Genomic DNA, 22,748 nt, shown 5'->3' on the forward strand with positions numbered 1-22,748 from the left:
GGGGGAGTGGATTCCGCCTTCAGCATTCGCCCTGCCCGTACCAGCGACGTCGCGGCGATCAAGGGGCTCGTAGCGCCGTTGGCCGAGGAGAGGATCCTCATCTCCAAGGAGACCGTGGCGTACTACGAAAGCCTCCAGGAGTTCCAGATCGCCGAGTCGGACGACGGCGAAGTTATTGGCTGTGGCGCCCTGCACGTCATGTGGGAAGACCTCGCCGAAATCCGCACACTCGCGGCCGCAGACTCCTGGCGGGGCAGAGGCGTGGGCCACGTTCTGGTGGAAAGCCTCGTGGAAAAGGCGCGGACCCTCGGCGTCAGCCGCGTATTCTGCCTGACGTTCGAGGTGGACTTCTTTGTCCGCCATGGATTCGAAGTCATGGCCGACCAGTCCGCCGTTGATCCCGAGGTGTATTCGGAACTGCTGCGCTCGCATGACGAAGGGGTAGCGGAGTTCCTTGATCTTGCCCGGGTAAAACCCAATACCTTGGGCAACACCCGTATGATCAAGCACCTCTAGCCCCACCTCCAACAATTCCCGGACAAGCGCCAAAATTATGGGTGATTTAAAATATCTTCTCTTATCTAAATTTGATGGATAAACTGATTCAGGCTTGCTGGGGAGCTTCCGCCACATCGGTTCATCGAGAGAAGATCATGCAGTCCCACGCGTCCTTTCTAGGCATTTCAAGCGTTTCAGAACTCAAGCTCAGCGTCCGCGGTCCAGTGTTCACGCCTACCGATCCAGGGTTCGCTGAAGAAGTAGCGGCCTTCAACCTTTCAACACAGCACCAGCCGGATGTTGCGTTCGGCGCCCTCGACGCCGAGGACGTTGCAACCGCGGTGAAATGGGCAGCGGAGCAGGGCATGCCCGTTGCCGTGCAGTCCACCGGCCACGGTGCCTCCAATGCAATTCAGGGCGGCTTGCTGATCAGCACCCGCCGGATGTTGGAACTGAGCATAGATCCCGTCGAAAGGACCGCCCGCGTTGGTGCGGGCGTCCGATGGAAGGCGGTGGTTGACCACGCTGCAACCTTCGGCCTGATGGGTCTGTGCGGTTCCACCACGGACGTGGGCGTGGTGGGCTACACGCTTGGCGGCGGCCTGCCAATCATGGGCCGCAAGTACGGCTTCGCTTCCGACCACGTCATCGCCTTCGAACTCGTCACGGCCGACGGCACCCAACGGCGCGTGTCCAAGGACGAGAACCCGGAACTGTTCTTCCTCCTCAGGGGCGGAAAGGGCAACCTGGGGATCGTCACGGCAATCGAGTTCCACCTGTTTCCCGGCGAAGACATCTTTGCCGGCGGCGTCTATTTTGACGGCCAGCATGCTGCCACCGTCCTCGATCAGTTCAGCCGGTGGGTGGACACCCTCCCAACGGAAGCATCGGCGTCGTTGGCTTTCCTGCGGCTGCCGGACATGGACATCATCCCGGAACCACTCCGCGGGAAGTTCGTGGTGCACCTCCGTTATGCGTACCAAGGTGATGCGGCAGTGGCCACCCAACTTCTGGAGCCCATGCGCCAGTGCGCCCCCTTCATGATGGATGCCACGGGTCCGCTTGAGTCAACGCAGTTCGATTCAATCCACCAGGACCCCGACCAGCCGGTTCCGGCCCGTGAACGGGGTTTCCTGCTGGACCGGCTGGATGGCCAGGCCAAGGAGGCCATCCTGCGGCACTTTGGTCCCGGCGTCGAAAGTCCCGTCCTCATGGCAGAGCTCCGCCTCTTGGGCGGTGCGCTGGCAGTATCGGCTGACGGTAAGGACAGCGTCAGCGGCCGCGACGCGGCCTTCAGCTTCTTCATGGCAGGGATGGCCGTCCCGCCCCTGGCGGAGCTGCTTCCGCAGGTGTACGACGCCGTCCAGGAGGATCTGCGCGAGGCCTCCAGCGGTTCGACTTTCGTGAACCTGCACGGGCACTTTGTTGATGCCGAGGACCGCGAGCGGGCTTGGGCGCCAAGCATCCGGGAGCGCCTGAAGAGGGCCAAAGCGGAAGTCGACCCGGACAACATGTTCAGCTTTGGGCATGTCGTAGGGCTGCCGGTCATCGATCAGACCGTACTGCTCGAGGACGTTGTCACGACCGGCGGCGACGCCGTGCCGGGTAACTAGGAACGCGCCGTGCAAGACCGAGTAACGTTCCCGGACTTCTCCGCGTTCCAGATTGAGATCCCCTACGGTTCCTGGCTCCACGAGTCGGGATGGTCCGGAGGGCACCCGTCCCACGAGATCTCCTCCGACTTCTGGCCCGACGTGCAGGCCAGCCATGATCGGGAGCCCTCCGACGTTGCCAAACAAGGCGGCTAAGAGGACCCCTTGGAGGCCTACCATGGCCGCGGCTGCCGGTAGTAGGGTCAGAGCACCAGACCACTGCAGGCTCAGGAGCATCGACCATGAAAAAGCTCATCAATGATCCACGTGCGGTGGTGGACGAATCCGTCGAGGGTTTCGGTATGGCGCATGCCGACCTCGTGGACGTCCACCCCGATCCCAAATTCGTCGTCCGCAAGGGTGCGCCGGTGAAGGGAAAGGTCGCCTTGGTATCGGGCGGGGGCAGCGGCCACGAACCGCTGCATGCTGGCTTCGTTGGACTCGGCATGTTGGACGCCGCAGTGCCGGGAGCCGTATTCACCTCGCCCACACCGGACCAGATCATCCCGGCGACCACCGCGGTGGACTCCGGTGCCGGCGTCGTCCACATCGTGAAGAACTACACCGGTGACGTCCTGAACTTCGAGACCGCAGCGGAAATGGCCCAGGCCGAAGGCGTGGCCGTCCGCTCGGTGCTCGTGAACGACGACGTTGCCGTGGAGGACTCGCTGTACACGGCCGGGCGGCGCGGCGTCGGCGGGACGGTCCTCGTGGAGAAGATCGCGGGGGCCGCCGCCGAACGGGGCGACGACCTTGATGCCGTAGCCGCCATCGCCGAGCGCGTGGTGGCGAACGTCCGGACCATGGGCGTGGCACTCTCCGGTTGCACGGTCCCGCACGCGGGCACACCGAGCTTCGAACTCGCTGATGACGAGATTGAGATCGGAATCGGCATCCACGGCGAACCCGGCCGGCACAAGATTGCCATGGAACCCGCGGATGCCATCACGGACCGGCTGCTGGAACCTGTGCTGGAGGATCTTTCCATCGCCTCCGGGGACAAGGTCCTGCTGTTCGTCAACGGCATGGGCGGCACGCCCCTGAGTGAGCTGTACATTGTCTACCGCCGGGCGGCGCAGGTGCTCGCCGAACGGGGCGCCACTGTGGAGCGTTCGTTGGTGGGCAATTACGTGACCTCCCTGGAGATGCAGGGTTGCTCCGTGTCGGTGCTTCGCCTGGACGATGAACTGACCACCCTTTGGGACGCTCCCGTCCATACTGCGGCCCTTCGTTGGGGAGTGTGAGACGTGGGGTTGGGTGTTGATTGGGCCGTGAGGTGGCTGAATCTCTCAGCTGAGGCTATGGCCGAACATCGTGTGGAACTGATTGAACTTGACCGGGCAATCGGGGACGCGGACCACGGAGAAAACATGGACCGCGGCTTCCAGGCAGTTATGCAGAAACTCAACGAGTCACCACCGGAAACGGCCGGGGCAGCGTTGAAGGCTGCGGCCATGGCGCTGATGTCCAAGGTGGGCGGTGCCGCAGGGCCGCTTTACGGGACTGCCTACCTCCGTGCTGCCACCTCGCTGGGGGATGCGGTCGAGCTCGACGCCGGAGCAGTGGCGTCCGCCTTGGCGGCTGCCCGTGACGGAGTGGTGGCGCGCGGAAAGGCCGAATTGGGTGACAAGACCATGGTGGACGCCTGGTCTCCGGCCGTGGAAGCAGCCCAAAAGGCTGCGGATAACGGCGAGGACGCGTTGTCCGCCCTGCAGGCGGCTGCAGAGGCTGCGGAAACAGGTGCCGTGGCAACCGACCCGCTCGTCGCCCGCAAAGGCCGGGCCAGCTACCTGGGTGAACGCAGCGCAGGACACCGGGACCCGGGGGCTGCGTCCACGGCGCTTTTGCTCCGGGCGGCTGCGACGGCGGCGGACGGCGCATCCGGCGGTACCGGCGGATGACGGTTGGGATCGTGGTCGTCTCGCACAGCAGCAAGATCGCTGAGGGTGCAGTTGAGCTGGCCACCCAGATGGCGTCCGACGTCGGACTCGTCGCCGCCGGGGGAACTGACGACGGGCGGATCGGCACCAGCTTCGAGAAGGTGCTGGCCGCCGTCGAGCAGTCCCTGGCCGAAGCCGCAGGCGACGGCGTGGTGGTGCTGACGGATCTGGGTTCGGCGGTGATGACCGCGGAGTCGGTGAAGGAGTTTGCCAGCGAACCGGACGCGGTGCACCTGGCTGACGCGCCACTTGTGGAGGGGCTCGTTGCCGCGGCCGTCGCTGCCCAGGGCGGTGCCGGCGTCGAGGAGGTGCGGAAGGCCGCTGAAGCGGCCGGAGGTGCCATCGCCGCGCCGGAGGCAGCGGGAGCGGAGGAACCGGACGTGACAGCCGATGTCGAGCTCATCAATCCGCTGGGGATGCACGCCCGGCCTGCTGCGAAGATCGCCGGAGGGCTTTCCGGAATGGACGCAGAGGTGACCATCAACGGCGCCGATGGAGCATCGATCATGGAACTCATGACCCTGGCTGCAGGGCAGGGTGCCACGCTCCATGTTGAGGCGCGCGGCGAGGATGCGCAGAAGGCCGTTGACTACGTCCGCGGCTTGGTGGCGGACGGATTCGGCGAACTCTAATTCGCGACATTTTGCGCCAAGAGATTGATAAGTATCCTGATTAGTGATGTTGTAGTAGTACAGGTTCACTACAAGAAAGAGGTGCAAGCATGGGTGCCGATGACAAGATGGAGAACGCTGGCGACAAGATCGCAGGCAAGGCAAAAGAAGCCGCCGGTAAGCTGACCGACAACGAGCGCCTCGAAGCCGAAGGCAAGGGCGATCAGGTCAAGAGCGACCTCAAGGGCGCCGGCGAGAAGGTAAAAGACGCCTTCAAGAAGGACTAATTTTCACATCGTCAGGGCCGCTGTGTCACAGCGGCCCTGACGTGTTTCTACGCATTGACGATCTTTGAACCCGAGGGAGAATCCGTGAACTTTCTGGTTAAACTTTTCGGCCTGGTGATCAGCCTCGGAGCCGGTGCGCTTGCGAACAAAACCCTTGAGGGACTCTGGGAAAAGAAAACGGGCAGGCCTGCTCCGAAGGACGGGACCGACCTGGACGATGCACTTCCGGGCGTTCTTGTTTTTGCCGTCGTCTCCGCCGCAGTAGGAGCCGTGGTCCACGTCCTTACCCAGCGAGGCACCAAGAGCGCCATTGAGCGCATGAAGAAAACCGCAGATGAGGTCTAGCGAAATGGCTATAGCGAAGCACGCCAGTGTTGTTATCGATTGCCCGGACGCGCGCGCCCTGGCCAACTTCTATGGCGAACTGCTGGGTTGGGAAGTGTCCAACGAAGAGGGCGACTGGATGGACATCCGTCCCGCCGACGGCAGCAACTGTATTTCCTTCCAGCAAGTAGACGTTTACCAGGCGCCGGTGTGGCCCGGCCAGACCATTCCCCAGCAGATGCACTTCGATGTGGTGGTGGAGGATCTCGACGAGGCTGAAAAGGCCGTCCTGGCGCTGGGAGCCAGCAAGGCCGACCACCAACCGGGCGAGACGTTCCGGGTGTTCCTCGATCCGGCCGGGCACCCGTTCTGCCTCTGCCTCTCCTAGGCTGGTTGGCAGGGTTACAGGCTCTGTGCCGCCCATTCTTCGACCCGGCGGTTGCTTTCCTCTTCTGACAGGTCCTCGACGCGGGTCATGATGGACCATCGGACGCCGTACGGGTCGCGGATGCTGGCGAAACGGTCCCCCGAAACGAATGTTGTGAGGGGCTCCCGGATGGTGGCTCCGGCCTGCCCGGCGCGCTGGACCAAGGCGTCCGCATCCTCGCAATAAAGTCCCAGTGAATAGCAATCGTCGTCGCCCTCCGGAGCCGGAACCAAGTGGTAATCCGGGTTCGGCTCGCCGAGCTGCAGGTGGCCGTTGCCGAAGTCGAGCTCAGCGTGGACCACGGCTCCGCCAGCTTCCGTAGAGCTGACCAACCGGGCGCCAAACACTTCCTTGTAGAAGTTGATGGCGTCCTTGGCGTTGGTGACTGCCAAGAACGGCGTGAGACTGGTCAGGCCCTTGGGAGTCCCGTGACTGGTGTACTCCCCGTGGGCTGCTTGGGGTGTTCCGGTGCTTGTAGTATCTGTCATATCCCCGACGCTACGCCGCTGCCATTTGCAGGCGCTTGGATATTTACGACAGTCTCTTATGGGGGTGTGCATGGAGGAATCGTTCAAGGGAATTCTGTATCCTGCCCGCCTCCCCACTTTCCACCGGCTGCCCGCTCCCTACGCCGTGGCCCACCTGGTGCAGTGGTTCTGGATACCTGAGTGGGACCTCGGGCCGGGACGCACCTCCCGGCAGCACATCATCGCTTACCCGAACTGCAACCTGGTGGTCGAGCAGGAGAGTGTGGTCTTATCCGGCCCCACCACCCGTGCCGGGCATCAGGACCTGACCGGCCGGGGTTGGGCCGTTGGTGCGCTGTTGCGCCCGGCCGCCACGCCCTTTTTTGCGCCGGAACCGGCCCGGATCACGGACGTGCAGCAGGCTTTTCCTGCCGGGGGGTTGCAAAGTGCCGTCACCGCCGCGATGGGGACCCGATCCGGAAAAACGCACGACGACGGCGGCCACCGTGAGCTCGCTGTGCAGGCCTTTGCGGAATGGCTGGCTTCTTTCGCGGACACGCCACTGACGGAAGAAGCGCTGTTGGCCAACAGCCTGATGGACGTGATCGCAGCGGACCCGCCATTTACCCGGATCGATGAGGTGGCTTCCGCGCTGGCGGTCTCGCCCAGGACGCTGCAGCGGGTTGCGAGGAAGTACATCGGGCTGACTCCCGCGGTGCTGATTCGTCGACGAAGGCTCCAAGAGGCCGCTGAGCTGGCCCGTACGGATTCATCGGCGGACTTGGCCGCGATAGCTGCCGAGTTGGGGTATGCGGACCATGCGCACCTTAGCAATGAATTCCAGAGGTACCTGGGGTTCACCCCCAGCAGCTATCGCCGCGCCCTCGGTGAGGGAGGCCAGTAACTGGCTGCCGCCGTCGTCGCGCCTTAGCGTTTTGCCGATGCTCCCTGTCACCTTCCAGGTCGAGTCCGTTCAGCCTACGTGGACCCACGGGCGCTTGGTGACATCGGGAACGGCTTCACGGAGGACTTCCCTGGTGACGGGCGCAATCTCCCCTTCGCCGAGGACCAGGAACCTGAAGAGATTCGTCAAGGGATTGCCTTCGGTCCAACGGAAGTAAATGTGCGGCATGAGCCCGGTGGCGTCCCTTATGTGGAGAAGGACGGAGGCAATGGTGTTCGGAACCACCGGGCCATGGACTTCCAGGATCTTGTAGCCGTGGCGGGTGACGCCGCGAACGTGGAGCTCTGTTTCGAAATCGGATGAATCGTCCACGATCACTTCGAGGAAGAGGGGATCGTGGGCGAGGGGAAGATGGCTCACCTCGATGGCCGAAGCAAGCTTATCCCGGTAGGCCGCAGCTGAAACACGCAGCGGCTCGTGGGCGATGAGGATGATGGGGCCTTCCCAGGTGGTGGACATGAACTCCAGTGCCTGCTCGTCGAGGTGAACCCGGGTGGCGTGAAGTTCAAAGGAGCGCCGGACGCGGGAGAGCAGGGAAATCACCACGATGCCCAGAATGAAAATTGCCGCAATCCTGATGCCCTCCGGGCGCTCAATGACATTGGTGATGGTGGTGTAGATGAAAACAGCGGCGATGGCACCAAAGCCCACGGTTCGTTTGGGTTGTTGCTTCCGACGGGCCGACAGCGTGACGGCGACGGCGGCGGAGGTCATGAGAACCAGGACGCCGGTGGCGTAGGCACCGCCTTGGGCGTCGACGTCGGCGTCGAAGATGACCGTGATGAAGAACGCCACGAACGTGAAAACGAGCACCAACGGTCGGACGGCTTTGGCCCAGTCCGGGGCCATCCCGTACCGGGGAAGGTATCTCGGTACCAGGTTCAGCAGGCCGGCCATGGCGGAGGCGCCGGCGAACCACAGGATCGCGATGGTACTGATGTCGTAGACGCTGCCGAACCCGGTCCCCAAATACTCGTGGGCGAGGTAGGCCATGGCGCGGCCGTTCGCCTCCCCTCCTGCTTGGAATTGGTGCTCCGGGATGAGGACCACGGTGATGAAGCTGGTGGTGAGGAGGAAGCCGCTCATGATCAGCGCGGCAGTGGTGAGCATGCGCCGGGTTCCCCTGATGCGGCCTGCCGGGTTGGCTTCGGAGTCCCGGGCATCGCCGCGGACTTGGGGCATCACCGCAACGCCGGTTTCGAATCCGGACAGGCCAAGGGCCAGTTTCGGGAAAACAACCAACGCGACCGCCACGGCCATGAGCGGGTTCCCATGGGAGGTCACCAAGGTGTTCCACCAGCCGTTGACGGCCAGCGGATGCGTGAAGACCTGCACCAAGGTCACGGCCACCACCACGGCATTGAGTGCAAGATACAGGGCAACCAGAACGACGGCGACTCCGATTGCTTCCCTGAAGCCCCGCAGGAAAACAGCGCCCAGCAGTGCCAGCAGGAATAGGGTGATCAGCACATTCTGCCCGTGCAACCAGCCGGGAACAACAGGATTCTCAATCAGGTGCGCAGTGGCGTCGGCAGCGGAAAGCGTCATGGTGATCATGAAGTCTGTTGCGGCGAAGCCCAGCAGGACCAGGACCAGGAGCTTGCCGCGCCAGCGGGGCAGCAAGCGTTCGAGCATGGCGATGGACCCTTCACCACGGTGGCTTTCACCGGCTACGCGCCGGTAGACCGGCAGGGCACCGAGAAGGGTCACGGCGACCAGCACCAAAGTAGCCAGCGGCGAGATGACGCCGGCGGCGAGGGCGGCGATGGCCGGCTGGTAGCCCAAGGTAGAGAAATAGTCCACACCCGTCAGGCACATGACCTGCCACCACGCATGCTTCCTGGTATGGGCATCGCCCACAGCACCCGGGCCCTGGTGCAGGCCTTTACTGTCCTGCAGCCCGAACAGCAGCCAGTTCTTCAGGGCCTCCCCGCCTTTCGGGCGTAGTGCAGACGGATCTGCCGGGGGCCTGCTCAACGTGGTCATGGATTCCTTTCCGCGCTGCAAGACGTCGGCATCGCGTTCAGTGCGAAGCTAACACCGGCCATGAACGGCGGATCGGGAAAGGAGTTTTTCTTGATAAATCATTTACGCCCGCCACTTCGGAGCCTCCGCGGGCGCGCGCGCGGCCGGTTTCAGGGCTCGAAGCGGTACCCCATCCCGGCCTCGGTGAGCAGATGTTTGGGCCGGGCCGGGTCGCTTTCGAGCTTCCGGCGCAGCTGCCCCATGTAGACGCGCAGATAATGGGTCTCGTCGGCATAACCCGGCCCCCACACTTTTGCCAGCATCTGCTGTTGGGTGATGAGCTTGCCGGGGTTCCGCACCAGCAGTTCAAGGATCGCCCACTCCCGGGGCGTCAAACGGACCGCGGCTCCGTTCCGAAGCACCTTCCGGTTGGCCAGGTCGACCTCAAAATCCCCGACGTCGACCGTCGGGCCGTGTGCCCCGACGTCGGGGGCCAAGCGGCGCCCGGCGACGCGGAGCCGCGCCAGAAGCTCATCGAGACCGAACGGCTTCGTGACGTAGTCGTCGGCACCGGCATCCAGCGCCCGCACCTTGTCGACGGACCCGTGGCGGGCGGAAAGGACGATGATCGGCGTGGTGCTGGTGCGGCGGATCCTGGCGATGACGTCCACGCCGTTGATGTCCGGCAGCCCGAGGTCCAGGACGATGACATCGGGCGCGCTGGTTTCGGCGTGGTTCAAAGCTGACAGTCCGTCCAACGCCGTCAACACCCGGTAGCCCTCGGCCTGCAGGTTGATTTGCAGGGCCCGAAGGAGCTGCGGTTCGTCATCCACCACCAGAACGGTCCTCATGATGCGCTCCCTACGGCCCTCTTGGACGGGCCGGTGCTCCCCGGACCAGTGCTGCCCGGGCCTGTGGAGAGCGGCAACCGGATCACCATCGTCAGGCCGCCACCCGGCGTCGGTTGGGCAATCAGCTCACCGCCCATCGCTTCGGTGAAGCCCTTCGCCACAGCCAAACCCAAACCTATGCCGGAGCCTTCCGGGGCATCATCAAGCCGTTGAAAAGGCTGGAACATCGCCACCACGCCGCCCTCCGCGACGCCTTGGCCGTGATCGACAATCCGGAGCTCGCCGCAGGGCCGGCCATTCACCATGGCAACCCCGGCGGCGCCGGACGCGCCAACAATGACGACGTCGGACCCGGGTGCATATTTCAGCGCGTTCTCAACGATGTTGGCTATCACCCGTTCAAGCATGCCGATGTCCGCCTCGATCACCGGCATGTTGGGGGCGAGCTCTACCCGGATCCCTCCTGAAGGCAGGCCCCGCAAGGCGTCCTCAATGGCGTCGCGCCACGTCACCGGGGCGGACAACGGAGTGGCCGAACCGCTGGATATGCGTGACATGTCCAGCAGTCTGGCAATCAGTGAGTCGAGCCGGTCGGCATAGGAATCGATGGTGTCCAGCATCTCCGTCTCCAAGGCCTCGGGCAGCCGCCCTTTTTGCCGCTGCAAGGCCGTGACGGCCAGTTTGATGCCGGCCAGGGGAGTCCGCAGGTCGTGGCTGACGGCCCGCAGGATCGACGTTCGGATGCTGTTGCCCTCAGCCAGTTTCCTGGTGCTTCTGAGTCTGTTGTGAAGCAGCTCCCGCTGGCGCAGCAGGAGAAGATGGGCGCCGTGGGCGGACAGGAGCAGCCGATCGCCCGCCGTTAAGGTCCGGCCGGACAGCACCAGCGCAGTATGGGGATCAGCCAGCTCGACGGCGTCCAAACCTGGCGTTGCTGCGTCCGGTGAGGGTGGCCTGCTTCCGGAAAAGGCTTGCAGCTGCCAGGGCCGGTCGTTCACATCGGACGGCCTGGTGAAAAGGCCTGCAGCTTGCACTTGGAAGGTCTCCCGGGTCTTGCCAAGGAAGGCTTCCACGGAATCGTCCGATATCAAGGCGTCTCGGGCCAGGCCGGCCAAGGTCCCGGCCTCGGCCTGGGCCCGGGCAGCTTCGCGGGTCCTCCTCGTGGAAATGTCCACGAGCAGGGACACCGACACTGCTGCGCAGAGGAATACCAGCAATGCAAAGAAGTTCTGCGGGTTGCTGATGCCGAGTGTCCCTACCGGCTCCGTCTCGAAGTAATTCAACAGCAACGAATCCAGAAGGGCTGCCAGCACTGCCGGCCACAGGCCACCAACGAACGCTACGGTCACTACCCCGGTCAGGTGGATGAGTACGTGCGTGGCGAGGTTCAGATCGGGGACAACTGCCAACACAGCGGTACTCAGTGCCGGCAGGAGGAACGCCAGGATGAATCCCGCGATTGTCCTGGTCCGCCCCAATGAGCCGGACGGAAGCTGCGGGAGAGTCCTCGGCCCGGCCGAACGGGAAACCATGTGAACGTCAATATCTCCCGATCCGCTCACGACCCTGTAGCCCACGTTGCCGCCCAACACGCGGCTGGCAAGCCGGCGCTGCGGTACACCCACCACAATCTGCGTAGCATTCACGCTCCGGGCAAACTCCAGTAACGACTTTGCAACGTCCTTTCCCACAAGCGTGTGATAGCTGCCGCCCAACTCCTCAACCAGCCGGCGCTGCTCAACCAACAAGCGGGAATCCGCCGTCGGGCTCTCTCCGGGGCGGGCTACATGGACAGCCAGCAAGTCCCCGCCGTTGATTCGGGACAGGATGCGGAAAGCCCGCCGGATCAACGCCTCGTCGTCCGGGCCGTCGCCCAGCGCCACCACAACGCGCTCGCGGGCGGGCCACGTCGCAGTGATGCCTTCATTGGCCCGATATTCAGCCAATCCCTCGTCCACCCTGTCCGCAAGCCAGATCAAGGCGATCTCGCGAAGAGCAGTGAGGTTGCCAAGCCGGAATTCATTGGCAAGGGCAGCATCCACCATGTCCTGCGGGTAGATGTTCCCGGCCAACAGCCGTTCCTGGAGTAGCTCCGGCGCAATATCAATGAGTTCAATGTGGTCCGCGCGGCGCACAATGTCATCCGGAATGGTTTCCGTTGGCGGTTGTCCCGTTATTGAGGAGACGACGTCGCTCAGCGAAGCCAAGTGCTGGATACTGACGGTTGACAGCACATCAATCCCGGACGCGAGCAGCAGTTCGATGTCCTGCCACCTATGCACGAACCGGCTCCCCGGGGAGTTGGAATGGGCCATGTCGTCCACAACCACAATGTCCGGGTGCCGTCTTACCACTGCGTCCACGTCCCATTCCGGATCCGGGCCACCGGAAAGGCCGTCTTGGCGGTGCCCATTGGCCTCAAGACCCAAGACGAGGCCCTCGATGTCCTTCCTCCCGTGATCATCGATGATGCCGACAACAACATCCCGGCCCAACGCCGCAAGCTGATGGGCTTCCTGGAGCACGGCGAAAGTCTTACCCACACCAGGCGCCGAGCCCAGAAAAACGCGAAGAGTACCTCTTGCCACACTCACAGTCTTGCACTATCAAACGCTGCCGGCGTAGGACGCCGGAATCCTCGGGTCAAGAAACCCGGGTGTTCGGGGGGCGGGCCCTATCCGCCCAGCGGTCGACAGCCCTCGGCCAGCACTTCCACGGGCTTGCCGGCAGGCCTGTGGAAGGAATCCAAATACAGTCTGTAGGAGACAACGCTGGCGCTCGCGGGCCCGGTTGAGCACTCGCATCTGTAAACGAAACGCATCCACGCATGACCGACCAGCGCCCGCGCCCAGGCTTCGCACTCGTCCGCCGGGATCTCCGCGTGCAGCCCGGTTTCCTCGTGGTGGGCGGCCAGGGAAAGCGTGACGCAGGTCCCGGACGGCGCGGGTCCAAGGGCGAACCAACCGAGCTCCAAAACTTCCGCAACCAGCGTCAATTTGATGGTGGCGTCCTCCATGGAAGGGACTGGTCCCAGTCGGTGGAGGCGGCGACCGGAGCGGTGGTCACTCGGCGATGTGAGATCTGCCAGGAGACTCTTCAGCTCCGGCCCATGGGCGTGCTGTATGCGGGCGGCCAATTCCGTTGCGGAGGCAACGCGCGTATCCATGGCTTTTTCCATACTGCGCACGACGCCTCCCAACCGTTACCTACACGCAGGAGCGAGACTACCCGGCGGGGAATTAATTAGCCAGAGCTATGCCACTATTCCTGCCGTAGCCCCGTTTCGTCCAGGACGAGGCTGGCCGTCACGACTCTCTGGCACTGCTCACCGAAGGGGAATCCACCCTTGGGGGTGAAGGTCAGCGTCCGTGACGGAAGAGCAGTTCCTGCCGGCGCGGTGCCGCTCACCGTCGCGTCCAGGGGGGATTCAGCCAACGCCGGCAACTCGAGGAATCCACGCATGGTCCCGTCAGGGGAGGACTTCGCGGAGCACACGCCCTCCGGTGTGCAGCCCTGATCGACGGACACGGAGCCGGGGTACAGCGCCACGTCGCCTTCCGTGCACACCCCGTCCTGGCAGGCTTTGAGGTGGAGCTTGCCCACTGAAGCCGAGTACCCGGCCGTCACCGCCACTGATACTCCGGCAACTTGCCCCATGGCAGGGCAGGCAACAGGGCCTTCCCAGCAGCCGTGCAGCAATCCCACGGTTCCCGCCAGCGTCAACGCCAATGTCATCCTGCCCATGGCTTCAGGGTAGGCGCGCACCCCGGCAAGGACTAGGCCGGAAGCCGCAAACCGCCGTCGTGCATTTCTGCCAGACCGTCCTTCAATAGCCCGTCCAGGGCGCGCTCAAGTTGTTCGGGGGCTGAATTGAGCCGGTGCAGCGCGGCCAGCGGGACTCCGACGCCGGTGGGCGCGAACCCGAGATCCGCAGGCACCTGCTCGAACATCTCGCGCGGAACGGGACCCGCGGCTTCGCGGAGGACGGCCATCACGGCACCGCGGACCTGCCGGTCGGTGCCGTGCCACGCCTGGCCCTTGGGGGTGTACGACGGCGGCGGCTCGCCTGCCGCGAGCCACGCGCAGCTGGCGCGGACCGGGCAGTCCACGCACTTGGGATTGCGGGCCGTGCAAACCATCGCGCCAAGCTCCATGGCGGACGCGTTCCAGCGGACAGACAGCCCACGGTCCTCGGGTAGCAGCGCCTCCGCCAGGCGCATTTCCGCCGCCGTCAGGGCCGGTGCCGGGAGGGCTAGTCCGGAGATGAGGCGGGCATGCACCCGCCGGATGTTGGTGTCCACCACAGTTTCGCGTCGACCGAAAGCAAAAGCCGCGACGGCGGCTGCGGTGTAGGAGCCCACGCCGGGCAAGCCCAGCAGTTCCGCGTAGTTGTCCGGCACCGCACCTTTGTGCTGGTCCCGGATGGCGACGGCGGCCGCGTGCAGGCGGAGGGCCCGGCGCGGGTAGCCGAGCCGACCCCAGTGGCGGACGGCGTCGCCCGAGGGCTGACTCGCTAGATCCGCGGGAGTGGGCCAACGCTCCATCCAGTCGCGCCAGACAGGGAGCACGCGGACCACAGGGGTTTGTTGGAGCATGACTTCGCTGACCAGGATGCCCCACGGGCTGCAGTCAGGCTCACGCCAGGGAAGGTCACGGGCATTGGCGTCAAACCACTGGTCCAAAGCCTTGTGGAGCAGTGATAGATGGCCGGTATTTGTCAGTGTCATGCTGCCCTCTACTGTAGTTGACCCGAGGCCTCCCGCTTGGCGGCCGGGGCACCATGGCGGACGTCACATTGCCGGTAGGCGGCGTGGTGGTGAGGTCCCTTGAGGGTCCGCCGCCTAGCCTAGAAATATGGCCACCCAGGGTAAGCAGCAGTCGTCAGCGCGCTCTTCTGCGCCGACGCAAAAGCGGCGCCCAAGCCCGGCCGTGTACCGGCGTCGGCGTCTCGTTGTCCTCATCGGCCTGCTGGTGGTGATCGCCTTGCTCGTTGCTGGTATCTCAGCCATCACCCGTGCGCTGGCCAGCGGTTCCGAGCCCGAGGCAGTCGCTACACCCTTCCAAACCACGCCGCCGTCCCCGGCTGCTGCTCCGTCCGGCGCAACCGCCACGCCTTCTGCCTCCCCAACGCCCGTTTGCGACTTCAACGGCATGACGGTGGCGGCGAAAACCGACAAGCCGGCATATGGGCCTGAGGAAATGCCCTTGCTCACCATGACCATCACCAACGGCGGATCCGCGCCGTGCGAGGTGAACGTGGGTACCTCCCAAATGGAGTATCTGGTGATGAGCGGTTCGGACCGCATCTTCTCCTCCAAGGACTGCCAGACAGGCGGCGTGGACCTCATCAAGACCATCCAGCCGGGCAAGAGCGAAACCGCGAACTTCCCATGGCAACGCAACCGGACACTGGAAGGCTGCGGTGCGATCAACGCCAAGCCGGGCGGGGGCGGCGCGTACTACACGTTCGAGGCGCGGCTGGGAAACAAGACCAGCCCGAAGGCCGTGTTCCAGCTGAACTAGGCCCGTCTCCGGTCGTTTAGAGGAACCTGTCCAGCAGGCTTGCCTCTGCCATGCGGCTCAAGCCTTCACGGACGGTGCGGGCGCGCTGGTCTCCGATGCCGTCCACGGTCATGAGGTCCTCAATGGTGGCTGCCATGAGGTTCTGGAGGCCGCCGAAGTAATCCACCAACCTGTCGGCCACGGCCTTGGGAACGGACTTCAAACCGGACAGAAGCCTGTAGCCGCGCGGCTGGACCACTGCATCCAGCTGCTCAACGCCACCGGCGAAGCCAATGATGTGGGCGATCTTGCTGAGGTCGATGAGTTCGGTGGGGCCGAGGTTCAGAAGCGCTTGAACGGAGGCCTCAATGTCTTCGGGCGTCGCGTCCGGATCGGCATAATCGCGGATGATGACGTCGATTCCAGGACCCCGGCCCATGGTGAGTTCTTCCACCTGGAGGGACAGAAGGCGGCCGTCCTCGCCCAGTTCCAGGACGTACTGGGCGATTTCCTCGGAGATCCGGCGGACCATTTCCTGGCGCTGCAGCGTCACCGCAACATCCCTGACCGTGACCAAGGCTTCAATTTCCAGGGCCGAAAGCGAGCTGGTGACCTGGTCCAGGCGGGCGCTGTAGCGTTCCAGCGTGGCAAGGGCCTGGTTGGCGCGGGCCAGCACCTTTTCTGAACCCTCCAGAACGTGGCGCAAACCGTTCACGTAGAGGGCGATGATTTGCATTGACTGGCTGACGGAAATGACCGGAACGCCGGTCTGGATGGCCACGCGCTCGGCCGTGCGGTGCCTGGTGCCTGATTCCTGGGTCTCGATGCTCGAATCCGGAACCAGTTGGACAGCGGCCTTGATGATGTTGCTGGCATCCTTGTCACAGACGATTGCGCCGTCCATCTTGGCGAGTTCACGAAGCCGTGTGGGCGAGAACTCGATGCCGATCTCAAACCCGCCCGAGCAGATCGAATCGATGGTGCGGTCCGAGCCCAGTACGATCAACGCGCCGGTACGGCCACGGAGGATGCGTTCCAAACCGTCACGCAGGGGAGTTCCGGGTGCGACTCTGGCCAGAGTCGCCTTGAGCGATTCTTCCGGGCTCCGGGCCATAGGGTTTCCCTTCGAAGGTGCAAGCCACGGCTCACAGACAAGCTGAATCCGGCATCCCGCGGCGTGGAACAAAAATGCCCTGATGACGGCTAGCACCATGATATGGCTTCCGGGCACCCTTAACCGCACCAGCAAGCCCCAAAGTGGGCCATTTCGTTATGTTTGGGATGGCCTCGAAAGTGGATGGCCGGGGTTGTTTGTGGAGTGCACTTCCTGCCTAAGAGTCTGGACCCGGCTGTTTGCCACGTCAGCCGATGATCGGTCTTTCTTCGGGGAGTTGGTAGAGGCGGGGCCGGTTGGAGAGTGCGAGAGCGGAGGCAACTGTGATGGTCCCGATGCGTCCGGCGAACATGAGTGTGATGAGGACTAATTGGGCGTCCGCGGGCAGGTCGTAGGTGATTCCGGTGCTGACGCCGACGGTGGCGAATGCCGAGATCGCTTCGAAAAGGACCCGGTCCAGGCTGTGGTCGGTGAAGATGAGCAGGAGCAGGGTTCCTGTGATGACGGCGCCGACGCCGAGCAGTGCCACTGATAAGGCCTGGCGTTGGGCCGATGAGCTGATGGAGCGGTGGGCTATGGTGACGTGCTCGCGTCCGCGGATTTCGTTCCAAATGGCGAAGGCCAGGAGAAGGAAAGTGGTGACTTTGATGCCGCCGGCGGTTCCGGCGCTGCCGCCGCCGATGAACATCAGGATGTTAGTGACCATGAGTGTTTCGGGTGCTGCGACGCCGTAGTCGATGGTGTTGAACCCGGCGGTTCGCGGGAACACAGTTCCGGCGAACACGGCGAGTACCTTTCCTCCAGCGGGCATCTGGCCGATGGTCTCGTCGCGGTTCCATTCAAAGGTGCCGAAGAGTACTGCACCGAGCATGAGTAGGCCGATGGTGCCGTAGATGGTGAGGCGTAGGTGCACGGACCAGGCTTTGGGTCGGAACCCGTCCTTATAGAGGGCGATAAGCACCGGGAACCCGAGTCCGCCTGTGATCACAGCGAGGCAGATGGGGACGATGATCCAAGGATCTGAGGCAAATCCCATGAGGTTGTCGCTGTAGAGGGCGAAGCCGGCGTTGTTGAAGGCGGAGATTGCGTGGAAAGTCCCATGCCAGAGGGCAGTGCCGGCGTCTGCGTCGTAGGCGATCCAGAACCTGCCGGCCAGGACCAGCGCGGTGACCGCTTCGACGGTCAGCATGATCCGTGCCACACGGAAGAGGACGGAGCGGACATCACCAAAGTTCAGGGTGTGCGTTTCTGTCTGGGCTACCAGTTGTCCCCTGAGGCCGATTGTCTTACGGACCAGCAGCGAGAGCAGCGTCGCCAGGGTCATGATCCCGAACCCGCCAACCTGAATCAGTCCCAGGATCACGACATGCCCGAAAGGAGTCCAGTAGCTGGGCGTGTCAACGGTGATCAGGCCCGTGACGCACACCGCCGACACTGACGTGAACAGGGCAGGGAGCCCGGCGTCATCACCTGTAGCTGTCCTGGATATGGGAAGAGTGAGCAGCCCTGTCCCGAGAAGGATGACGGCGAGGAAGGCCAGGGGAACGGACCGGACTGGGTGAAGAGTGGCGCGGGCCAGCCTACCGCTGTGCCGTCCTGCTTCCTTCCACCACTCATCCGTGCTTATACGGGCGGCTCCTGGTTTCGGTGTTACCTTACGCAACCTCATGTCGCTTCAGCTCAAGTGCCGCATGGGCGCCGGGGACTGTCCGGCGGGAGAAAGCCTACGGTCGTGCAAGGTGTCGTGTGCGTGCATTCGGCGTCGCCTCGTTGTCGTTCCGCTCTGGGCCTGAGCAGCGTAGCACCGGGCCTGGCGGCATTCGGGGGAAAAGTCCGCAGCCTTTACGAATCCTTAACGCCTTGGGTGGGGAGGGCCAAAGAATGGCAGCAACGGAACGTGCTCCGCGCACTGGCAGCCGTGAGCCCGGCAACTGTGTCCCGTAGACTTGGATCCAGGTGAGCCGGGAAGTCTGGTCGGCATGGTTATTTGTCGTCTCGCTTTAGGAGCATTCCATGCCTTTGCCACCTGCCGGTGCCCGGCCCTCAATTCTTGGTCGGGGCAGCTATTCGGAATCGTTGCGTATCGGCGCGATCCTCCGCAAAGAGACCGTCGGCGGCGCCCTGTTGGTCGTTGCTACCGTGATCGCGTTGGTGTGGGCAAATTCGCCGGCGTCGGAGAGTTACTTTGCACTGCGCGACTTCAAGATCGGGTACGAACCGTGGCATCTTGAGTTGAGCCTGGGCGCCTGGGCGGCCGATGGGTTGCTGGCGATCTTCTTCTTCTTGGTCGGTCTTGAGCTTAAGCGCGAGTTTGTTGCCGGCGACCTGCGCGAGTTCAGCAAGTCCGTCGTCCCGATCACTGCGGCGGTCGGCGGCGTAGTGGTACCAGCTCTCATCTATGCCCTTGTCAACGCAGCCAGCCCGGAAACGCTGCGGGGATGGGCGATCCCCACGGCAACAGACATCGCCTTTGCGGTCGCCGTCTTGGCGATCATCGGCTCCCATCTCCCCGCCGCTTTGCGGATATTCCTGCTGACCTTGGCCGTGGTCGATGACCTGATCGCCATCACCATCATCGCTGTCTTTTACTCCAGCGACATCCAACCGGCCCCGCTGTTAATGGCACTCATACCACTTGGGGTGTACGCGTTCCTGGCGCAGAAGTACCGTCGATTCTTCGGCACCAGAGCTGCCGCTGCGTGGCTGATCCTGCTGCCTCTGGGCGTTGTGACATGGGCACTTGTCCATGCCTCAGGAATCCACGCCACAGTCGCTGGTGTTCTGCTGGGCTTGGCCGTGCCGGTCATCCGCTCCAAAGCAAGCGGCGGCCCAACCGCCGGTCCGGGGTTATCCGAGATCTTCGAGCACCGCTTCCGGCCCATCTCCGCAGGTATCGCTGTGCCGGTCTTCGCGTTCTTCTCCGCAGGGGTGGCCCTGGGAGGATGGGACGGCCTGACATCGGCGATGACTGACCCAGTGGCTGCGGGAATCATTATCGCCTTGGTGGTCGGTAAACCCATCGGGATCCTTACGACCACGTGGCTCCTGACCAAAGCCACCCGGGCCGCACTGGATAAGTCGCTGGCCTGGATCGATGTGCTGGGTGTGTCGATGCTGGCCGGGATTGGGTTCACTGTCTCCTTACTGGTTGCCGAGCTAAGCTTCGGACAAGGCAATCCCCATGATGACCACGCCAAAGTCGCGATCCTGGCCGCCTCCCTCGTGGCAGCGCTGCTCGCTGCGGCAGTGCTCAGCACCAGAAACCGCCACTACCGCATGGCTGAAGCCGAAGAAACCGCTGACGCCAACAATGACGGCATCCCCGACGTCTACCAGCAAGACAAACCACAGAACAACGCTGGTGGCGCCGCTAACCAGCCAAAACCGTGACCTTTGTAGTGCCTGGGCCGGCTCTTCCGCGCGTGGTGAGGCACTTGTAGTATGTCGCTTGGAGAGCCGGGAAGCCTGGTCGGCCCACACGCGTGACGGCGTGCGGCTCGCTGCGGCTACCGCCGGGGCGTGATCACTGCGACCCAAAGGAACATGTCCGGCCATGCGCACAGATCCTTCTTCTGTCATCCAGATTTCCCGCCTCGTCAAGAACTTCGGCAGTACCGTTGCCCTTTCAGGGCTGGAGCTGTCCGTCCGTGCCGGCGAGGTTCACGGCTTCCTCGGTCCCAACGGCGCGGGAAAATCGACGACCCTTCGCATCCTCCTCGGGTTGATCCGACCCACTTCCGGGTCGGTGCATGTTTTCGGGACTGACCCATGGGTTGATCCGGTAGCAGTGCACCGGGACATCGCCTACGTCCCGGGAGATGTGACACTCTGGCCTAACCTGACCGGCGGGGAAGTGATAGACCTGCTCGGCGGGCTCCGCGGCGGAGTCGATGAGGCCCTGCGCCGGGAGCTCATCGACGAGTTTGAGTTTGATCCTTCGAAGAAGGCGCGAACTTACTCAAAGGGAAACCGACAGAAGGCGGCCTTGATCGCTGCGTTTTCCCGCCCGGCCAGGCTCTATCTTCTGGACGAACCCAGTTCCGGGCTGGACCCCGTCATGGACGCTGCGTTCCGGCGGCATATCCGCCGGGTCAAAGCGGATGGGGCTACGGTCCTGCTATCGAGCCATGTTTTGGCCGAAGTAGAACAGCTCTGTGACCGAGTCACGATCATCCGGTCCGGGGCCGCGGTCGAAACCGGAACGCTCACGGAATTGCGGCACCTGACCCGCACCAGGTTCCAAGTCACCACGTCCGCAGACCCGCACTCGCTTGCTGCGTGGCCGGGTATCCGGGACTTGCATGTTGACGGATCGACCATTGTTTTCGACGCCGACACTGCGGATCTGCACTCTGTCCTGGATGCCTTGGCGTCAGCCGGAATCACCGCGATCACGGCCGCGCCTCCGTCTTTGGAGGAGTTGTTCCTGCGTCACTACGGCGACCAAATCGCGGGCAAGGAAAGTGAGGCACGGTGATGAGTGCAGTCGGCACACTGGCCCTGCTTCAAGCACGCAGGGACCGTTGGGAACTAGCTGTTTGGATCGGAGGCATCGCAGGGCTGGGATTCGCGGCAGCGACCGCTATATCCACCCAGTTCGGTGCGGACAATGAACGCGCTGCCCTGATCACGGTTGCGGCTGCCAGCCCGGCTTTCCTGTTCCTGCGCGGACTGCCGGACGGCATCAGCACCGGGGCGGTCACCTTTTTTCAGGGCTATTCCTTTATGGCGGTCCTCGCGGGGCTGATGAGCACGTTCCTGGTCATCCGCCACACCCGCGATGACGAAGACCAAGGCCGTGCAGAGTTCATCGGTTCCACCCCAGTGCCTCGCCCGGCGCCCCTGTACGCAGCCCTGCTACTGGGATTATCAGCCAACGCCATGCTGGCTCTTACTGTCGCGGTGGGATTCATTGCGGCAGGTCTTCCTGTTCGCGGTTCCCTGCTGGCGGGAGCAGCTGTCGGAGGAGTGGGGCTGCTTTTCACAGCAGCTGCTGCGGGGGTCGCGCAGATCATGCCCTCGGCCCGAAGCGCTAACGGTACGGCAGCGGCATTAGTCGGGGTGGCATATCTGATGCGTGGTGCGGGGGACGCCCTTGGCACCCCGGATCAGTCCATGTTGCGCGTTGTCCCAGGGTGGCCCTCGCTGTTCTCACCCATCGGCTGGGGCCAACGTATCCGTCCTTATGCGGATACAGACCTGTCTCCGTTGCTTGTTCTCACTGGCGCCGCACTGGCTTTGGCGGCAGTTGCCGTGACACTCAGAAAAGGCAGGGACCTGGGGGACAGCTACCTCCACGCACGAGATAACGGTCCCGAACGCGCAGGGCCGGGCATAAGGTCGGTGATGGGCCTTGCATGGCGGCTCCAGCGGGGAACGCTGGTTGGGTGGTGCTTCACGGCGGCCGTGCTGGGTCTGGTGGCCGGAGCGCTGGGGCCGGTGATCAGGGACGCCCTCGTAGGAAACCCCTCAATCGCCGAGCTGATTTCCCGGATTGTCCCCGTCAAAGCCAACATGATTGACCTGTTCACCACCGCCATGCTCGGCCTTGGTGGTGTGATGGCAGCCGCCTCCGGCATCCAGGCCGTGCTCCGGCTTCGGGCCGAAGAAGTCGAAGGGCGGGCCGAACTGCTGCTGTCAGTACCCACACCACGTATCCGCTGGCTTACCGGCACCTTGGCCGTCGCAGCGCTCTCCACCGCCGCCATTCCTGTCATCACCGGGGCTGTAGCTGCCACCGTGCTTGCGGTCTCACAAGCAGGCGGGAGCAGCCCGGACATAGTGGTTGCCGCCTGCCTGGCGCACGTCCCTGCAGCACTGGTGTTCCCAGCGCTCACCGCGCTCGTGTTCGCCTTCACGCCCCGCTTTTCCAGCCCCGTCGGGTGGGCGGCACTGGGGGCCGCGCTCGTCCTCGCACAGTTCGGCGAACTTCTCGGCCTGCCCGCCTGGCTCCGGGACTTTAGCCCGTTCCGGCATTCCTCGGCCATGCCGGTCGAAACTTTCAACCTCCAGGGCGCCCTGCTTATGTCCGGTACGGCCCTCATAGTGGCTGCGCTCGCGGGCCGCGCCATCTACCGCAGGGACCTCACCGTCCCATAAAGAGCTTTAATGTTCGCACTGCAGCTCGTCCACGGACGAGCTGCAGTGAG

23 protein-coding genes are annotated in these 22,748 nt (G+C 63.7%); 14 read left to right on the forward strand and 9 right to left on the reverse strand.

Annotation, left to right across the window (positions count from 1 at the left end; genetic code table 11):
* Positions 1-6 precede the first annotated feature (6 nt).
* From OCL88_RS14750 to OCL88_RS14790, 9 genes are all read left to right on the forward strand, one after another.
* Complete coding sequence (locus tag OCL88_RS14750) at positions 7-516, forward strand: amino-acid N-acetyltransferase (RefSeq protein ID WP_264962996.1); 510 nt, start codon at positions 7-9, stop codon at positions 514-516.
* A gap of 206 nt (positions 517-722) precedes the next feature.
* On the forward strand, positions 723-2,111 hold the full coding sequence (locus tag OCL88_RS14755; protein ID WP_264962997.1) for an FAD-binding oxidoreductase: 1,389 nt from the start codon (positions 723-725) through the stop codon (positions 2,109-2,111).
* Between the two features lie 9 nt (positions 2,112-2,120).
* Positions 2,121-2,306, forward strand: a complete 186-nt coding sequence (locus OCL88_RS14760) for a hypothetical protein (protein ID WP_021471353.1) — start codon at positions 2,121-2,123, stop codon at positions 2,304-2,306.
* Positions 2,307-2,392: 86 nt separating this feature from the next.
* Positions 2,393-3,394: a dihydroxyacetone kinase subunit DhaK gene (dhaK, locus tag OCL88_RS14765; RefSeq protein WP_021471352.1), complete on the forward strand. Its 1,002-nt coding sequence runs from the start codon at positions 2,393-2,395 to the stop codon at positions 3,392-3,394.
* Positions 3,395-3,397: 3 nt separating this feature from the next.
* Positions 3,398-4,051, forward strand: a complete 654-nt coding sequence (gene dhaL, locus OCL88_RS14770) for a dihydroxyacetone kinase subunit DhaL (protein WP_264962998.1) — start codon at positions 3,398-3,400, stop codon at positions 4,049-4,051.
* Complete coding sequence (gene dhaM, locus OCL88_RS14775) at positions 4,048-4,722, forward strand: dihydroxyacetone kinase phosphoryl donor subunit DhaM (RefSeq protein WP_264962999.1); 675 nt, start codon at positions 4,048-4,050, stop codon at positions 4,720-4,722. The genes dhaL and dhaM overlap by 4 nt, the downstream gene beginning before the upstream one ends.
* Positions 4,723-4,811: 89 nt before the next feature.
* Positions 4,812-4,988, forward strand: a complete 177-nt coding sequence (locus OCL88_RS14780; protein ID WP_021471349.1) for a CsbD family protein — start codon at positions 4,812-4,814, stop codon at positions 4,986-4,988.
* An 84-nt stretch (positions 4,989-5,072) separates the two neighbouring features.
* Positions 5,073-5,333 carry a DUF4235 domain-containing protein gene (locus OCL88_RS14785; RefSeq protein ID WP_166184763.1) on the forward strand — a complete coding sequence of 87 codons (261 nt, stop codon included), beginning with the start codon at positions 5,073-5,075 and terminating at the stop codon, positions 5,331-5,333.
* 4 nt (positions 5,334-5,337) lie between these two features.
* Positions 5,338-5,700: a VOC family protein gene (locus tag OCL88_RS14790; protein WP_264963000.1), complete on the forward strand. Its 363-nt coding sequence runs from the start codon at positions 5,338-5,340 to the stop codon at positions 5,698-5,700.
* 14 nt (positions 5,701-5,714) lie between these two features.
* On the opposite strand, the gene OCL88_RS14795 is transcribed toward OCL88_RS14790, so the two are convergent.
* Entirely contained in the window at positions 5,715-6,227 is a 513-nt protein-coding gene (locus OCL88_RS14795; protein ID WP_264963001.1) for a VOC family protein, read from the reverse strand.
* Between the two features lie 70 nt (positions 6,228-6,297).
* On the opposite strand from OCL88_RS14795, the gene OCL88_RS14800 reads away from it, so the two are divergent.
* Positions 6,298-7,110 (forward strand): helix-turn-helix transcriptional regulator, encoded by an 813-nt coding sequence (locus OCL88_RS14800; protein ID WP_264963002.1) that lies wholly within the window; start codon positions 6,298-6,300, stop codon positions 7,108-7,110.
* Between the two features lie 69 nt (positions 7,111-7,179).
* Here the strand turns inward: OCL88_RS14800 and OCL88_RS14805 are convergent, their stop codons facing one another.
* The 6 genes from OCL88_RS14805 to OCL88_RS14830 form a co-directional block, all read right to left on the reverse strand.
* Positions 7,180-9,156 carry an amino acid transporter gene (locus tag OCL88_RS14805; RefSeq protein ID WP_264963003.1) on the reverse strand — a complete coding sequence of 659 codons (1,977 nt, stop codon included), beginning with the start codon at positions 9,154-9,156 and terminating at the stop codon, positions 7,180-7,182.
* A 149-nt stretch (positions 9,157-9,305) separates the two neighbouring features.
* Positions 9,306-9,986: a response regulator gene (locus OCL88_RS14810; RefSeq protein WP_264963004.1), complete on the reverse strand. Its 681-nt coding sequence runs from the start codon at positions 9,984-9,986 to the stop codon at positions 9,306-9,308.
* The gene (locus tag OCL88_RS14815; protein WP_264963005.1) at positions 9,983-12,571 is read right to left on the reverse strand and encodes a DUF4118 domain-containing protein; all 2,589 of its coding nucleotides are present in this window, start codon (positions 12,569-12,571) and stop codon (positions 9,983-9,985) included. The genes OCL88_RS14810 and OCL88_RS14815 overlap by 4 nt, the downstream gene beginning before the upstream one ends.
* Before the next feature lie 86 nt (positions 12,572-12,657).
* The gene (locus OCL88_RS14820; protein ID WP_264963006.1) at positions 12,658-13,149 is read right to left on the reverse strand and encodes a hypothetical protein; all 492 of its coding nucleotides are present in this window, start codon (positions 13,147-13,149) and stop codon (positions 12,658-12,660) included.
* Between the two features lie 95 nt (positions 13,150-13,244).
* Positions 13,245-13,727, reverse strand: a complete 483-nt coding sequence (locus OCL88_RS14825) for a hypothetical protein (protein WP_264963007.1) — start codon at positions 13,725-13,727, stop codon at positions 13,245-13,247.
* A 32-nt stretch (positions 13,728-13,759) separates the two neighbouring features.
* A complete protein-coding gene (locus OCL88_RS14830; RefSeq protein WP_264963008.1) occupies positions 13,760-14,710 on the reverse strand; it encodes an A/G-specific adenine glycosylase in 951 nt (316 codons plus the stop codon).
* A gap of 127 nt (positions 14,711-14,837) precedes the next feature.
* On the opposite strand from OCL88_RS14830, the gene OCL88_RS14835 reads away from it, so the two are divergent.
* Positions 14,838-15,506, forward strand: coding sequence for a hypothetical protein (locus tag OCL88_RS14835; RefSeq protein ID WP_264963009.1), 669 nt, complete (start codon positions 14,838-14,840; stop codon positions 15,504-15,506).
* 16 nt (positions 15,507-15,522) lie between these two features.
* Here the strand turns inward: OCL88_RS14835 and disA are convergent, their stop codons facing one another.
* Both disA and OCL88_RS14845 read right to left on the reverse strand, forming a co-directional pair.
* Entirely contained in the window at positions 15,523-16,599 is a 1,077-nt protein-coding gene (gene disA / locus OCL88_RS14840) for a DNA integrity scanning diadenylate cyclase DisA (RefSeq protein WP_021471338.1), read from the reverse strand.
* 247 nt (positions 16,600-16,846) lie between these two features.
* Positions 16,847-18,226, reverse strand: a complete 1,380-nt coding sequence (locus tag OCL88_RS14845; RefSeq protein WP_413775465.1) for a TrkH family potassium uptake protein — start codon at positions 18,224-18,226, stop codon at positions 16,847-16,849.
* A gap of 386 nt (positions 18,227-18,612) precedes the next feature.
* Here OCL88_RS14845 and nhaA point away from each other — a divergent pair, with 386 nt between their 5' ends.
* From nhaA to OCL88_RS14860, 3 genes are all read left to right on the forward strand, one after another.
* On the forward strand, positions 18,613-19,989 hold the full coding sequence (nhaA, locus tag OCL88_RS14850) for a Na+/H+ antiporter NhaA (RefSeq protein WP_264963010.1): 1,377 nt from the start codon (positions 18,613-18,615) through the stop codon (positions 19,987-19,989).
* Between the two features lie 163 nt (positions 19,990-20,152).
* Positions 20,153-21,076, forward strand: a complete 924-nt coding sequence (locus OCL88_RS14855) for an ABC transporter ATP-binding protein (RefSeq protein WP_264963011.1) — start codon at positions 20,153-20,155, stop codon at positions 21,074-21,076.
* Positions 21,076-22,698: an ABC transporter permease gene (locus OCL88_RS14860; protein WP_264963012.1), complete on the forward strand. Its 1,623-nt coding sequence runs from the start codon at positions 21,076-21,078 to the stop codon at positions 22,696-22,698. The genes OCL88_RS14855 and OCL88_RS14860 overlap by 1 nt, the downstream gene beginning before the upstream one ends.
* Positions 22,699-22,748 lie beyond the last annotated feature (50 nt).

This window comes from Paenarthrobacter sp. PAE-2 (genome assembly GCF_026013155.1).
Lineage (GTDB): Bacteria > Actinomycetota > Actinomycetes > Actinomycetales > Micrococcaceae > Arthrobacter > Arthrobacter ureafaciens.